The following is a 14,088-nucleotide window of genomic DNA, read 5'->3' on the forward strand; positions in this document are numbered from 1 at the left end:
CTATAGTGAGGTGGGCAGTTACACAGATTTATTTACAGGCTCTATGGCAAGGAAACTTCGTGAAAGCGAATCAAGGACCAGAGTAATATAAATGCGCCTGAAATGGTATACACAAAAGCGATCGTGTTCATCTCATTTCCTCCTTGAGTTAAAGAAAGCCAAAAACGAATTATAGATTAATATAGTATCTCGAGTTCTTTATTCCACTGAGGGGCTCTGCGGGCTGCTTCATCGTCAATCTCGTTTAGTATTATAGAAATTAAAAAATTTCATAATATTTCTCAGAATAAAAATTGTGAGTCTATGGTCTTCTGTCACTCCATATCCATGGTCTTTTTATAGCGATAATTGAAGTTTGAAGTTAGGGGCGTAGCAATTGCCGCTTTCTGGTGAGTTGGTTAGCCTATGAATAAGTAAATCTGCCGTAATAATCAAATCCAATCATCCACGGTTATTTCAAGGTGCCCCTGAAAACCCGGCCGTGCCTTCACTGCTGTTCCCACCGGTACCTTTATCTTTCGCTTGCCATTATCTTTGTGTTCATCCGCCAGATGCGCCGGGTTCCCGATACCATGCTTCTGGGAAAATCCATACCGGATGCTCTCGGAACGAATAGCCAGGGTGATTTGCTCCTCATACATGAATCCCTCGAAATGCTCGTCGAACCAGAATGATTTATTAATTTCGAAGAGGGGGACACGAACACCGAGTGTAATTTGGAACATGAGTGCTCGATCCGAAGCCATTCGCGCCGATTTGGTTAAATGGCCAGTGAACAAATAGGTGGGTTTCTTGTTTGTTATGAGCGAGTCAAAGCTACGTAAGATGGCTGATTCCTGGGAATAGCGACGCTCATTCATTACATAATTGGGGCCGGCCCGAACGCTCATGGAAGTATCAAAGTGATAAGAGCCTCGCACTGCAGCACCTTTGTCAAACTTGTCCTGCACGCCTGGGGGGAGGTCCACTCGATCAACATACAGGACGGCTTTTATCCGAAGTGAGCCGAACAAAAAACGCCGTAGATTCTGATAACCAGACTCGGAATTCACGAGGCCGAAGTGGCCAGAGTGGCTACGGTGTGACACCGCGCGAGGAGAGTCTTTCGTATAGGCGTTGGCTATCATGACCAGCCCATCACTTGCTGGCCCTGTCGCACGTTTAGAAAGGCTGAAAAAGGCTTCGTAGTCTTTGTAGTTAGAGCCGATGAAGCAGAAGCAGCGATCTGGATCAAAGCCACCGTCAAGCTCGTTGACCCCTACTGACTCATCGCTAATCTTCAGGTATTCCCGCATCCGATCGCGGTGAAAGTTAGATACCTGGAAGCGGTCAAGAGGTCCCAGATCTGGAACATTGATTCCCAGAAAATCGATCCCCTTGTGTGGAGTGCCGTACGTGAAAAGCTTGTCCACATAGTGTGGGCTGGGCTTGCCATCCGCCAGTTCCAGGCCGGTATCATCCAATCCTTGAGGCGCTCCGTGGCGACAGATGTTTTGCAGATAGCATCTGCTCACAAGGCCACCCATAGAATGGGCCACCAAGTGCACCTTGAAGTTCGCTTTGAGGTCCGGGTTGTCACCGCATGTTGCGTCGCGAACTCTGAGAATAAAGCGCCTTAGGTCGAGTGCGAATTCTTCCATACTCACTCGCTGGCCGTTGCCCAGGAGTTCCGAGGCCCGCTCGTAGTAACGGAATACCCAGACTGATTTGGCCGGAGCGATTATCGATCCAGTCTTGTTGTTATCCTGTAGCGGGTCGTCGAGATATCCTCCGTCTTTGAACGCATCAACATAGCCGTGATCTTTCATAAGCCTGATCAGTGGCGACTCGAAATAGAAAGGAATTGCGTCGCCCTGATGATTCTGGCGCAGAACACTGGAACCGATGTTAAAGCCCATATAGGGATCTGCGGTGGTTTGGTCGATCTCCGACATCGTCGCCGCAAACCCACGGACGTAAATAATTGGATAAAATGGCGCCTGCATATAGTTATCTCCGCCAGAAAAATTCGAAGCTAAAAACTGGTCTATAACGATACATTTCAGAAAATCGGCTAAAAGCGTGGCCTATTTCGATAAACGCTGGAATTTGGAAATAGGGGAGGGTCAGATGAGCGGTCCATGCGTATTCCTTTTCCGAAACTTGGTAAAGGTGCATGCACTACGACTTTACAAACTGAGCGCAACATCGCACTTGGAGCGCATATTCCTAAGGCGCTAAATTATGTCCAGCAAACCTTATACCTTTTGGGAAAAGTTTCAGTTAATTTAGGTGGTTATGTAGATACTGGGTGTTGAAGTGTGGTATTGCTTAAAGTACGTGTAAAAATGAGATTGATCGCCGTTAAATTTACCGACACTTAAAAATATTTCTAATAACCAAGACCTATATTGCAGGCCTGTTTATTCCTTGATGCGTCGCTGGTTTAATGTTCGAGTTCTCGCGTACTCAAAGTTGCTGGGAAAATTTCAAATTAATCATAATGCGTGTAAGAAATCTTGACTATTTTAACAGTACTGGTATCGGTTGATTCTGCCCATGGAGCTGAGATCTTATTTTTCTAAACTATAGGGCTCTATAGGGGAGGCGGAAATACTCATAATACTGAGCCCAAGGACGATATCTATAATTCAGGAAAACCGGGACAGATTTATTTTCCCGATTTATTTTCCTTCCCTGGAGGCAGGTTCCGCGGCCTTTTCCGGAGAGATATCCTCGCCGCCGGCAATACCGGTCAGCTCGGACACCCAGCCAATGCCGGTGATCATGGGGTCACCCCATTCTTCGAAATACACGCGTGGTCGGTTGTGTTTGGGCTTTTCCTTCCGGGCTTTCTCTGGCCGCACTATATCTTGTAATTCCTCTCGCGGGTCATGCCGCGAGATCCGAACGGTTAACGGGAGCCACACATTGGTTTACCGTGTAGTTAGATGAATGCGATGCAAACAAGGGAGAGGGCGATGACGGCACCAGGCGATCAGCTTCGCGTGTTCTACGATGGCGCCTGCCCGAGCTGCGTCAAGGATCGCAGGCTCTATGAGCGACTCGCGGGCAGGACCGGCGAATCGGTGGAGTGGGTGGATATCACCGGCCGTGATGAGGAGTTGAAGGAACGTGGTATAGATCCGCAAGCAGCGCTTCAGGAGCTCCATGTGGAGGATGGCCAGGGCAACATCCACCGTGAACTGGATGCCTATATCCTGTTGATGTCGCGGGTCTGGCTGCTGAAACCGTTTGCCTGGCTGATTGGTTTGCCGGTGATTCGGCCAGCGCTGGCGAAGCTGTACCACAAATGGGTGAGCGAGCGGCTGGAGAGAACCGGGCGCATGCCGGATTCAAAGGAAACGCAGAGAAGCATCGAATCGCGCAAGGCCGAGGTTGAAGCTGAGGAAAGCGCGGAGGACAGAGAGACGTGGTAGGGGGCTCGGAAACCGGAAAACCGGGACAGATCCATTATTGCGGTTATTTGGGTAAGCTGGCCCGCTTTTCCGAAGACATTCTTTTTTCCACTCAGCTTCCTCTCCCGGCGCTGGCAAATTTGATATTGAAGCAATGAGCTATCCTGAGACTCTCGACCTTCCAGCATGCGAGCCAAACAATGATCGAAACGCCCCAGGAATTTCAGAGCGAAGGTACAACCTGTCGCGGAGTTCTTTACACGCCGGATGCCGACAGTAAAGGTTTACCGTGTGTCGTCATGGCCCATGGTTTTGGGCTGACTCATGCCAGTGGTCTGGCACCGTTCAAAGAAGCCTTCTGCAATGCGGGTTACGCGGTCTTTGCCTTTGACTACCGCCATTTCGGTGACAGTGATGGCCAGCCACGGCAGACGCTGAGCCCTTGGAAGGAAGTGGCAGATTGGCTGGCGGCACTGAATTTTGCGCGGCAGCTCGATCGTGTCAATGGCAGCCGCATTTGCCTGTGGGGAACGTCGTTTTCTGGCGGGCTTGTTATAGCGGCCGCGGCAAGGGATGGAAACGTGCAATGCACCATCTCCCAATGCCCGATGATGGATGGCTTGGCGTCTTTGCTGGGGGTTGTCGGTTATGCCGGCCTCATGCAGGCGATGCGCCTGACCTGGCACGGAACGGTCGACTGGCTTCGTCGTGGGCTGGGGATGTCTCCCCGATATATTGCGTCGGCCGGCCGCCCCGGCGAGTTGGGCATGATGACCGCCGAGGACTGCCAGGAGGGGTATGTTCCTTTGCTGGCCGATAACGCGTCGAATTACGTCGCAGCGGGTGTGAGTTATGCAATTCCTCTTTTCCGGCCCATCCGTTTAGCCAGTAAAGTCGCCTGCCCGGCACTGGTGTTGATTTGCGACCACGATACCGTCGCCCCTGCGAGTGCTGCGGTCAAAGCGGCCGAGAGAATGCCGAACGCGGAAGTGAAGCACTATCCGGTGGGTCATTTTGATGTCTATCGGGGCGAAGCTCTGGAGATGTCCATCGAAGATCAGCTTGATTTCCTGGCGCGGTTTTTAAAACAAGTTGGAGCCCGAAGTGATTAAGCCCAGTTGTTACAGTTGCCGACAAAGATTTGAGCCGTCTGAGCTGCGGGTCTCTTACTCGAAAAACTACTGTGAACGCTGCGGTGTTGGTCTGTTTGGTGAGGATTATTTCAGTTTCACCGCTAAGCCCGCCCCAACTATCCGGAAGAACCTGGCTGTCCATTTTGCAGTGCTTCTTTTCGGGGTTGCTGGTTTGTTGTTATGGCTTTTGACTAGCGGATCATGACCACTCGTGAAAACCGGGACAGATCTATTTTCAGCCCCGGTTTTCCCTAACATTGTCGGCGTTTGAAACCAGGTTGCTAAACCAGCGGTATTGAGTTGAATAGACCTGGCTTTCGGATCGGGTCTTTTCCTGTGCGCTACACTTCCTGACAACAGTTATCTTCTCAACTGTCAGAGTGGGAGAGTCACAATGCAGGACTACGAACTCTATTACTGGGGCCTGACGTCTGAAAACAACAGAAGTGGACCTGGAGTCCTCTATGAAAACCGCCCAACGCCGCGGCAGTTCTCTTTCCAGCCCTGATTTTGCGCGCCTGCAGGGTGTCTGGCGTTCCCAGGGTTACGGCACTGTGTTGCTGATCGAGGAAGATTGGTACACCCTTTTTGAAGAAACCAGCATCAGCTGCCTGAAGATTCATGCGGGCAGTATTGAAGAACTTGGCCACTATTACGAAGACTTGGCGGTATCCCCTGGTGGCCAGGCGTTCAGTGCCCATCGGGTAACTGGCGTAGCACGCATCAGATTCCGTCGCCTGAAAGGATTGCCCGCCAGTGTCACTAAAAGTCTCAGGCACAGGGCAAAGGATCCGCAATACAACTTTGACGTTTTCTGGCGAACCTTTCACGAGCAATACGCCCTGTTTGAACTCAAGGGTGTGGCCTGGGACCGGGCGCATCATGACTATCTTCCCCAGATTAACGCGAACACATCACAGGAAACGCTCTTCGCCATAATGGTTGCGATGCTACGGCCCCTGAAGGATGGCCATATTCGTCTGCATTCACCCTGGGGTCATTACAGCGCAGGTGCCCAGCCGGCGCTCTTCAGGCGGCTGACAAAGGAACTTGAAGACGCCAATGATGACCGGGAGCTCTCCAGCTACCTGGGCGATCTCAAAGAGTCGGCGCGTGACGTGATCCATGAGGATTATCTCGCAAGCGCCGTTAGCCATGGCGGCAACCGGCTGGTGGAGTGGGGGCGCCTTAATGACCTCATCGGTTACCTGAACATCCGGGCCATGGCCGGGCAAAGCGGCAAGTCAGGCAAACCGGCTGCGGATCTCAGTGCGGTCGATAGTGTGATGAAGAGGGTGCTGGCAGATGTTGGCGAGCTTCCCAATCTGGTGGTCGATCTTCGCAATAATGGTGGGGGGTACGATGGTGTCGCACTGCGCTTTTCAGCGTACCTGATGGATCGCAAACGGCTGGCTTTCACCAAGTCAGCCCGTCATGGCAATGGATTCACCGGAAAACAGTCTGTCTATGTCACGCCTGTCAATGAGACTTACCAGGGCAACCTGTTTGTGCTGACCAGCGAGCTAACGGCCAGTGCCGCAGAAATCTTCGTGCTCTCATTGCTGCAGCATCCCCGTCTTACTCTTATTGGCGAGCCTACTCAGGGCATCCTTTCCGACACGCTCGAGCGCCATCTGCCAAATGGCTGGCACCTGACCTTGTCCAATGAAATCTACCGGGCCTACGACGGTGAGATTTACGAAGATGTCGGCATCCCGCCACACATCCGTCTCAAGTACCTTGGCCGAAAAGGGCGCGAGGAAGGCAAAGACCCGATGCTGGAGCGGGTAATTAAGCTGGTCGGCGGGTGATGGTTGAAGTATTAATCAGAAAACCGGGACAGATCTATTTCCCCTGTCTTGCCGGTGCGACCGGCAAGGAGTATGCGGATCACGCGAGCCTAAAAAGTAGAGCGATAAATCTCCGTCCCGAAATTGGCCGCAACCTGATGCCGGCAGGCCACTCCATCGAACTGGAGCTGTTTGTCTCGAAGTGCCTGAGCAATCTTATCCAGTGACTGCTTCAGCCAGCCTCGGGTAAAGACTGAAATCCCCATTGTTAATCCGGTCACCAGTTCCTTCATCCTGTTGTTGCATTTGATCAGTTCTTCCATGGCTTGCTCGACAACCTCTGCGGTACGTTCGTTCAGGTTCGGCTTCAAGCCCCGCAATTGGTTATCGTCGAAGAGTATGTTGATGACCGTCATGAGGTCATCCTTTTCCTGCCTCGTAAGCATATTAATGTCCCTCGATTCCTTTCAGGATTTCGTTCTCGATGTCTTGCCAGCTGAAGTTGTCCAGTACCAGCTGAGTAAACAGGTCCGGCTTTCCCGGTGAGGTGAGCATAATGGTGGTTTTTGTGGGGCTGAAGGCAATGTAAGCGGTGAGGTCGCCAACGGTTACCATGCTGTTTTCCTTCTCTTCCGCAGGCTCCAGCGTCATTCTGATTATGCCTTCAAGCTCCCTCCGGAATTCAGGGTCCTGAATGGAACTCAGGTCGCGCCGGAAGATAAAGCCCGGTGCCTGGTTCATCTGAATGGATGGATTGCCCCAGTCCTCCGGTGTGACCACTGTGGCAAAGAGACTTTTCTGGCCGGCGTAGAAGATCATTTCTCCGTCGCTGCCAATAAATGATGCGTTCGCAAGGGTCTCCAACGGGAGCCTGACGGGGTGGCCTGCTCGGCCGATGGTGACTACGGGTGTCTCGGTTCGCGGCTCAGGAGTTTCGAGCTTAATGAGATTCGAAGAGGATGCGCAGGCCGCTGCTGAAAGACAGAGCAGCAACGCGAGAGCGGTTGCACTAAAACGTTTCATTTTCCGGTTCCTTTGGAGGTTTTCAGTCCGTTGGATGCAAGGTTACTGTTTGGATGGTGTGATGGAAAGGTTTGGTCTGGCGTCATATTTGTGGGGAAGTCGTCCCCAAGAGCAATTTCTTCCGCTGCAACCACCCGCGCTGTGATTCCTCCGTGCCCGCCCATAAGCTCACCGCGTGTGGGGCGGATTCCGACTAGGGAAACCGCTACACATCTATTTCTCGGAGGATATAACGACATAGAATTGGCGAATGATATCGACTGTGTGTTTAGGTGGCACCCAGGTAACAAGCTCACAGCTCCTCAGAGGTAAACTTGGCGAATAAGCATCTTTTGGAAGGATTTTCGGCGTCATTTTGCCACGCGCTTCTGGTTGTATTCCTTGCTTTGCCTGGTGTCTCGATGGGAAGCAACAGTTTGAAATTCGCGTTCGGCGAAAAGTCACCGCCTTATAGTTCCTCGCTCGACGAGAGGGCTGTCGGGTTGTTTCCGGATTTGGTGCAGCTGACGTTCAGTTTCATCCCCGCCTATAGCACGGAACATGTGGTGGTGCCCTGGGCCAGGGCGCAGTACAACGTAAGGCTCGGCCTCACCGATGGCCTTCTCACTTATCCCTCGAAGGCGCGAGAGGAATACGCCGTCTTTTCAGCCAGGCCGCTCTTCACGCAGAACTTTGGTCATCTGGTTTACTCGGCTGACAACCCCAACATAGACCTGATCGAATCTGCTACCAGCTTTGCTGACTTGTCCAGTCTGACGGTGATCGTTGAAAGGGGCTCTCAATGGGAAGAGGACAATATTCCCGGCTATCTGGAGCGCGAGCCGGGCCGGGACATGAAAGCGATGATGCATCTTCTGATGCTGCGGAAGGCCGGCGATTTTATGGTGCAGCCCGCTGAAGACGCCCGATTCATCGCTCGACAACTTGGCTATTCGGAGAAGCTGAAGGTTCGAGAGGTTGATTTTATTCCAAATTCCCAGATCCCTTTCCACATTGGCGTTTCGAGGCAGCTTCCGTCCGCTATGGACGTGATCAATCAGGTTGATGCGGTCATGCAGGATCCTGACTTCCAGTCACAACTGAACGCTTTGATCGAAAGTTATCGGTAACGCGGTTAGAACCGTTAAAACCGCGCCGGATTAAGTTTCTGGGTTTCTTTGAAGACTCGGAGCTAATCTGGGTCACTACCAAGCCGCTCTGCAATTCAGTTAGTATCATTCGCCAGTCCACAGGGCGGGTTCTGTGGTTAAAAAGTAAAGTAGGGAAACGACAAGGAATCTACAATGCGAAGGAAACGCACAACAGACTGGCCGCTGCTCTGGTCAGCCGTGAAAGATCATGCTGGCGCTTTTTTCACCCTCCTGATCATAGGGCTGATATTCGGATTTGTCGGGGGCGGAATTTTCTTTCTTGGCTTTGGTGAAGCAGGGGCCATGGTTTTCGGTGGATTCTTTGCGCTGATCGGTTTGGCTCTGTTTGTCTATGCCTTTGTGAGCGCCCACTCAAGCATAGGTTACTACTACGGTCAGGCCCTGCTGAGACAGTACGGCATGGACGTGGATGGCGTTCTGACCCGGAAAGAGGCGGATTGCCAGTTGCACCAGGTTCTCGACAATAACAACAGGGTGAACGGTGAGTATTACAGCTGCAATCTGCTTGTTGAATTTGATTTCCAGTTCAACGGACGCAACCACAGTGGGGCTTTTTATCTGAACAAGGCCGATCTGTTCGATAAACTTCGAGAAGGGGATCGATTGCCGTTAAAGGTGTTGCGGCTGGACCCTTCGGTTCACAAGGTCCGGGAGCGGCGGCTCGCCAACATGCTCAAGGGGCGTGAACCCGAGCAACCTTCTCAAATTCCCTCTGGTGCCGAGATTACCCAATTGGCGTGAGTGAATCTTCACATGCAGCAGCAACAGGGAAGCTGGGACAGGTTTATTTCCTGTCCCGATATTCTGGAAAGTCGGTACAGATCTATTATTTGGGTAGCCTGGCCCGCTTTTCCGGAGTCATTCCTTTTTCCCACTCAGCTTCCTCTCCCGGCGCTGGCAAAAACCGGCCAAATTCGATCATCTGCGCGGCGGGAATGTCCTGCAGATAGATCCAGACGTCCTCGGCCGTTATGCCCGCAATTCGCACTATCTCTTCAAGCATCTGGCCCATCAGCGCTTGCTTGACCTCGGTACTGCGGCCTTGCCGCACCAGGCCATGAACATACACCTGGGGCTCCCGGTTCACGGTGCCACCCACAAAGTGCCCACCCTCATTGGTAGCAAAAAACAGAACCTGGGCAAAGAAACTGGGCGCGCCGGTTTGCGTGTTATGGGCCGTTGTTATGGCCTCCGCTATCTGCGATTTCTGCTGCTGTGAGAGGGAAAGATTCGCGACCGTGACGGTATACGTGGGCATGGGGAAGTCCTACCGGGAGTGACATGGTTTTACCTGTTCTGGCCGACATTGAGAATCAGGTGGTCTTGTTTCACTATAGCAACGCTTACCGGCATAGCCATGCGTACGGGCAGGGTGGGCGCAATTGGGAAATCTGGAGGGCGTAAGCATGCAAATCGGAGTGATCGCGGACACCCACAGCAAGATGCGTCCCGAAGCCCTGGAGGTTTTGAAAGGCTCGGATCTGATCCTTCATGCCGGTGATGTGGGGCGGGACGAGGTTCTGGATGCGCTGGAGGCGATCGCGCCGGTGGTTGCGATCCGTGGCAATATCGACAAAGCAGGCCGCGCAGCGACTCTTCCGAACGTTCAGGATCTGGAATTTCTCGGCCACGCCTTCTACATGCTCCACGACGTCAAAACCCTCGACATCGATCCGCAGGGCCGTTACCGCGTGGTGATCGCCGGCCATTCCCACAAACCCCGTAACGAGTGGGTTGGCGATGTGCTTTACTTCAATCCAGGTGGCGCCGGGCCCCGGCGCTTTACTCTGCCGATCACGGTGGGGCGGCTGCAGGTGAGTGAAGACGGTGTAGTGGGTGAGATTATTGAACTGCGGGTTTGATCGGGTTGGATAAATCGAAAATCATCAAGACGTTCAGGGCGCACGTCTTCTTCGATGATCAGGATGTGCATCTGGAGCCTGCTGCCAAATATACCCCTGCGGGGAAGGTGCCTTACAGGACCGTGTCGCCTTTGAAGGATTCTGAGAAACAATAGAGAATTTGGGCATTGTAGATTCTTTGTTTACTATTGCGGACCAGGTTGCCAGTGACGGCAGCCACATAAGATGGATAAACCTTCAAGGACAGAAGGAATAAAGGAATGAGCAAGAAAGTCGTATTGTTGGGCGATATTGGAACCGATCATGAGGGTTTCCCTCCCACACCCGTTATCGCCGGCTCCCCCAATGTGCTGATTGACGGCAAACCCGTCGCCCGCGTTGGCGATCCCCTCGCGCCTCACTCCAAGCCCAAACACCCTCCCCACCCGAGAGCGATTGTCGCAGGATCGGCAACGGTGCTGATCAATGGCATTCCCGCAGCGGTGACTGGCGGTTCCATTTCATGCGGGGGTGTGACCATTGGCAGTGGCAGCGTTGTGATTGGGGATACGCATAAACCGGCACCTTTCTCTGGTGTCTCGCCGGCGCCGTTGAAGCGTGCTTCAGGGAAGGAGTCATCTTATGTTCGTCATTCTGGTGACAGCACGGACGCCACCTTATCATCGGCCGCCAACGGTCCAGCGAATATTGCAGATGGCGCGACGGCTGGCGTGGCGGCTGCACCTAGTGTGTCCGGTCCACTCCCAATTACTTCTGAACGGGAAGGTACCGTCGAACCTGGCTACTATGTGGTCCGGAGCCCGATGAGCAGAACGCAGTTGTTGACTGCATTGTACGGAGACGCATCCGCAAAGCCGGATCACTTTGATCGGTTGAACCCGGGCCTCGGAGACAGGGTTCTGCCGGGAGAGATGATTGTCCTGGGTGACCCGGAAGGAAAGGCGTGCACCACGGAAGAAGCTGATCTGATGGAGGTGGCGGCACAAGTAAATGCTCAGGTTCGGGCGCTCGATCCAGGCGAGGCGCAGTTTATCGTCGATTACTACGATCTGCTGGAAGCGGTCACTTCGACAGGGTCGGCGGGTTTGGGAGCTGGCGCGGTAATGGTCTCCAGGCAGATTGGCAGTATTGAGAAGACACTGAAGAGTATTGAGCAGCTTTATCAGGACAGTTACCGAACGCATGGCCATCTTAATCATTCCGGGTTCTTCGATAAGCGGCGGGCGCTTTTAAGGGAGCTGGATTTCGCTCTAGGTCGTGTCGCACGCAAGGGTATGTCAATAGACAGCGATGAAAGGCTGAGGCGAGCGCTGGGATTGTCATCCAAGAGTATCGTGCATCATTGGAAGACTTCAGGGGTTGGTGCCATTCCAGGTTACTCCACGTACTATGAGCGACTGGCAGCAGGAGCCCGCTATGCCCGAAATGTCGGCTATGTGGGGATCGCTCTGGATGCATCTATCTCGGCATCAAAGATCAAAGAGGCATGCACCACTGGAAGCACGAGCGAATGTCAGGTCGTTGCTTACCAGGAGGGAGGTAAATTTTCTGGTTCGCTTGTAGGAGGCAGTATTGGTGCAACCGTTGCAGTTTCGGCTTGCACAGTCTTCGCTGTGACTACCGCAGGAATAGGTGGTATTGCTTGTGCAGTTATCGCTGGAGGGCTCGGCGCAGCGGCTGGTGGCCAAGTTGGTGGAAACACGGGTGAGGCCATTGGCGAAAACCTCCGGGAGGTGATTCATGAGTGAGGAGCAGTGGACAGAGTTAGCGGCCATCACCGGCGCTGCTTCGCTCGTTCTTGCCATCATTTTGATGTTCCTGATGGTCACGTTTTTTTTCCGAAAAACCGAGGAAGTTGAACGGAGAATTGCGACTCGAGGCAAACAACTGGATAGCATTCGCATCATCTGGGGGAACGGCCCAATTGGTCGATGGATGAGAATTTCGCATGTTTACGTGTTCTTTCTATTCAGGCACCTGCCGCGAATCGGGCCGCGGATCGAAGCCAGAATGGGTGACGAGAATGAACCGCTTCCGCTTTCGCTGAAATTGTGGGTGATTGTGCCTTTCTCCGTGTATGCGGTCTCAGTGGTTTTGTTTTTTTTCACCGGTTGGTACTTGGAGGCGTACGACTAGCGGAGGCGTCCGGAGTCGCGTTCATGAAGCTCAAGGAGGAGCGATATGCCTGTCAAATACGTACGGGGCCACAAAAAGGCGCTCGCTGTTAGCGGAGTGATCCTGGCCATTGTCCTGACATTATTTCCTATGATCTATCGCACCTCGGCTTTCGGCTCGGATGCCTGGGGGCTCACAGTTATCGCGCTTCTTGATCCTGAAGAAATGCCGTGGAGTCCTTTCGACTCCGATAGCCTGGCGATCAGGCCTGCAGTAGCGTATTGGCTATTAATGCATTCCGACTGGCCATATGAGCGATGTGGAAAAGCGATGAGCGCGATGGGCGGCTGTTCGCAACCCCTGATCAATTTCGTGGGCGCATCGTTAGATACACACGATGCTGATTCGATCATGAGGAGACGTGGTTACGCGTTGCTTCGACATTTTGCGGCAAGGGGAGAGCCCGTTAACGGCTATTACCACGGGCTTGCACCGGTGCATGAGGCGGTACTGTACGCCAATATTGACTACCTACACGCATTGCTGCGCCTGGGAGCGGATCCGGAACTACCGATTGATAGCCCCGAAAAGGCTTTCCACGGTTTTAACGCTTTCGAGTTTGCTGCGTTTTTGGAGTCGCGGAATCAAGAGGCTTATCGAGACTTCCGGAGAGAGCTTGAAGCCTATGCTCATCAAACACATTTCTCATCCGGGGTCCCGAACTGATCAAACTCAATTGTTACAGTTGTCGGAGAAAAATCTAAGCCGTCTACGCTGACAGCTTCAACGACCTTGCAGCTGCCCCACATAAGCAGCGATAAAAGCAGTTTCCTGAAAGGCCTTCAAACCCGTATCGGCAAACGCAATCGGCAGCGGATTGGCTGCCAGGGTGGACTTGATCAGGGCCGGGGGCAGCAGGGTTACCGTCAACTCAACATTGCTGATCAGTTGAATGGCCGCTTCCATTTTGAAGCTGATGGCACCGCCGGCAAATTTGCCTTTGGGCATTCGCTCTTTGATCGCGACCTTGCTAACCCCATACTCGGCCATTAACTCCGCAAAGGCCGCCTGGAACCGCTGCAGATCTTCACGGCTATGATTTTTCGGCAGTGACAATTTGCGCACCTTGCACTCCGGTAGGTTGAACTGCCCCCTGTCCATATTCAGCAAACACACCACCGCATCGCTGCCAGTCAGCTCAACCCCGCAAATAATCATAGCCATTGCCCTCTATGCCCCGGCTGTCGTTAGCCGCAGCACTTCTTGAATTTGAGTCCGCTACCGCAATTGCAGGCGTCGTTGCGGGAGGGCGGTTTTACCGTGGTGACCGTTCCTCCTTTATTCAGGATAGCGGTGAGCTCGTTGATAGATTCAACGGCGCCCTTGCGGGTATCAACCGAAATACTCGCGTGCAGCTTCGCCCCGGCCACCTGTGCCTCAACCTCCTGCTTGCGCGCCTCACTGGTAACCACCAGCGTGAGCGGATACTTCCGGCTGCCACTCTTCTGGCTGGCGTTGGTCTGAAAGCCGCCGTAAGCGGTGTGGTGCTGGCGTGCGTCCTGCCGGCCCTTGAAGAAAAATTTGTCTGACATGCTGAGATCCTGATGGGAAGAATG

Annotated in this window: 17 protein-coding genes; 10 read left to right on the forward strand and 7 right to left on the reverse strand. The window is 53.0% G+C overall.

Translation table 11 applies throughout. The annotated features are described in order from the left end of the window. Positions 1–431: 431 nt before the first annotated feature. A complete protein-coding gene (locus A8B84_RS05705; protein WP_064227718.1) occupies positions 432–1,985 on the reverse strand; it encodes a hypothetical protein in 1,554 nt (517 codons plus the stop codon). A gap of 678 nt (positions 1,986–2,663) precedes the next feature. Next, positions 2,664–2,846 (reverse strand): hypothetical protein, encoded by a 183-nt coding sequence (locus A8B84_RS22125; protein WP_064227719.1) that lies wholly within the window; start codon positions 2,844–2,846, stop codon positions 2,664–2,666. 114 nt (positions 2,847–2,960) lie between these two features. Between A8B84_RS22125 and A8B84_RS05715 the strand changes: the two genes are divergently transcribed. The 3 genes from A8B84_RS05715 (at position 2,961) to A8B84_RS05725 (ending at position 6,342) form a co-directional block, all read left to right on the forward strand. Continuing rightward, positions 2,961–3,419: a thiol-disulfide oxidoreductase DCC family protein gene (locus A8B84_RS05715; RefSeq protein ID WP_227512681.1), complete on the forward strand. Its 459-nt coding sequence runs from the start codon at positions 2,961–2,963 to the stop codon at positions 3,417–3,419. Positions 3,420–3,598: 179 nt separating this feature from the next. Then, positions 3,599–4,510 (forward strand): alpha/beta fold hydrolase, encoded by a 912-nt coding sequence (locus A8B84_RS05720; RefSeq protein WP_064227720.1) that lies wholly within the window; start codon positions 3,599–3,601, stop codon positions 4,508–4,510. A gap of 485 nt (positions 4,511–4,995) precedes the next feature. Continuing rightward, on the forward strand, positions 4,996–6,342 hold the full coding sequence (locus A8B84_RS05725; RefSeq protein ID WP_064227721.1) for a S41 family peptidase: 1,347 nt from the start codon (positions 4,996–4,998) through the stop codon (positions 6,340–6,342). Between the two features lie 89 nt (positions 6,343–6,431). Here A8B84_RS05725 and A8B84_RS05730 read toward each other — a convergent pair whose 3' ends face one another. Both A8B84_RS05730 and A8B84_RS21460 read right to left on the reverse strand, forming a co-directional pair. Then, complete coding sequence (locus A8B84_RS05730; RefSeq protein ID WP_138103061.1) at positions 6,432–6,737, reverse strand: hypothetical protein; 306 nt, start codon at positions 6,735–6,737, stop codon at positions 6,432–6,434. A 31-nt stretch (positions 6,738–6,768) separates the two neighbouring features. Beyond that, positions 6,769–7,344, reverse strand: coding sequence for a hypothetical protein (locus A8B84_RS21460; RefSeq protein ID WP_138103063.1), 576 nt, complete (start codon positions 7,342–7,344; stop codon positions 6,769–6,771). A 314-nt stretch (positions 7,345–7,658) separates the two neighbouring features. Between A8B84_RS21460 and A8B84_RS05745 the strand changes: the two genes are divergently transcribed. Together A8B84_RS05745 and A8B84_RS05750 are read left to right on the forward strand one after the other, a co-directional pair. Continuing rightward, positions 7,659–8,453, forward strand: coding sequence for a substrate-binding periplasmic protein (locus A8B84_RS05745; RefSeq protein ID WP_138103065.1), 795 nt, complete (start codon positions 7,659–7,661; stop codon positions 8,451–8,453). Positions 8,454–8,627: 174 nt separating this feature from the next. Beyond that, on the forward strand, positions 8,628–9,236 hold the full coding sequence (locus A8B84_RS05750; RefSeq protein ID WP_064227726.1) for a hypothetical protein: 609 nt from the start codon (positions 8,628–8,630) through the stop codon (positions 9,234–9,236). Between the two features lie 85 nt (positions 9,237–9,321). Here the strand turns inward: A8B84_RS05750 and A8B84_RS05755 are convergent, their stop codons facing one another. After that, entirely contained in the window at positions 9,322–9,753 is a 432-nt protein-coding gene (locus A8B84_RS05755) for a tautomerase family protein (RefSeq protein WP_064227727.1), read from the reverse strand. A 148-nt stretch (positions 9,754–9,901) separates the two neighbouring features. Between A8B84_RS05755 and A8B84_RS05760 the strand changes: the two genes are divergently transcribed. From A8B84_RS05760 to A8B84_RS05775, 5 genes are all read left to right on the forward strand, one after another. Next, on the forward strand, positions 9,902–10,357 hold the full coding sequence (locus tag A8B84_RS05760; protein WP_064227728.1) for a metallophosphoesterase family protein: 456 nt from the start codon (positions 9,902–9,904) through the stop codon (positions 10,355–10,357). Between the two features lie 5 nt (positions 10,358–10,362). Beyond that, entirely contained in the window at positions 10,363–10,512 is a 150-nt protein-coding gene (locus A8B84_RS21245; RefSeq protein ID WP_227512682.1) for a 5'-nucleotidase, read from the forward strand. Between the two features lie 105 nt (positions 10,513–10,617). Further along, positions 10,618–12,105 (forward strand): type VI secretion system PAAR protein, encoded by a 1,488-nt coding sequence (locus tag A8B84_RS21250; RefSeq protein WP_082905096.1) that lies wholly within the window; start codon positions 10,618–10,620, stop codon positions 12,103–12,105. Beyond that, positions 12,098–12,493, forward strand: coding sequence for a hypothetical protein (locus A8B84_RS05770; RefSeq protein ID WP_064227729.1), 396 nt, complete (start codon positions 12,098–12,100; stop codon positions 12,491–12,493). Before A8B84_RS21250 ends, A8B84_RS05770 begins: the two co-directional genes overlap by 8 nt. 45 nt (positions 12,494–12,538) lie before the next feature. Next, positions 12,539–13,198 (forward strand): hypothetical protein, encoded by a 660-nt coding sequence (locus tag A8B84_RS05775; RefSeq protein ID WP_064227730.1) that lies wholly within the window; start codon positions 12,539–12,541, stop codon positions 13,196–13,198. 57 nt (positions 13,199–13,255) lie between these two features. Here the strand turns inward: A8B84_RS05775 and A8B84_RS05780 are convergent, their stop codons facing one another. Next, the gene (locus A8B84_RS05780) at positions 13,256–13,690 is read right to left on the reverse strand and encodes a DUF3010 family protein (protein ID WP_064227731.1); all 435 of its coding nucleotides are present in this window, start codon (positions 13,688–13,690) and stop codon (positions 13,256–13,258) included. A gap of 29 nt (positions 13,691–13,719) precedes the next feature. After that, on the reverse strand, positions 13,720–14,064 hold the full coding sequence (locus tag A8B84_RS05785; protein ID WP_064227732.1) for a PBPRA1643 family SWIM/SEC-C metal-binding motif protein: 345 nt from the start codon (positions 14,062–14,064) through the stop codon (positions 13,720–13,722). Positions 14,065–14,088: the final 24 nt, after the last annotated feature.

The sequence above is a fragment of the Marinobacter sp. EhC06 genome, assembly GCF_001650915.1.
Lineage (GTDB): Bacteria > Pseudomonadota > Gammaproteobacteria > Pseudomonadales > Oleiphilaceae > Marinobacter.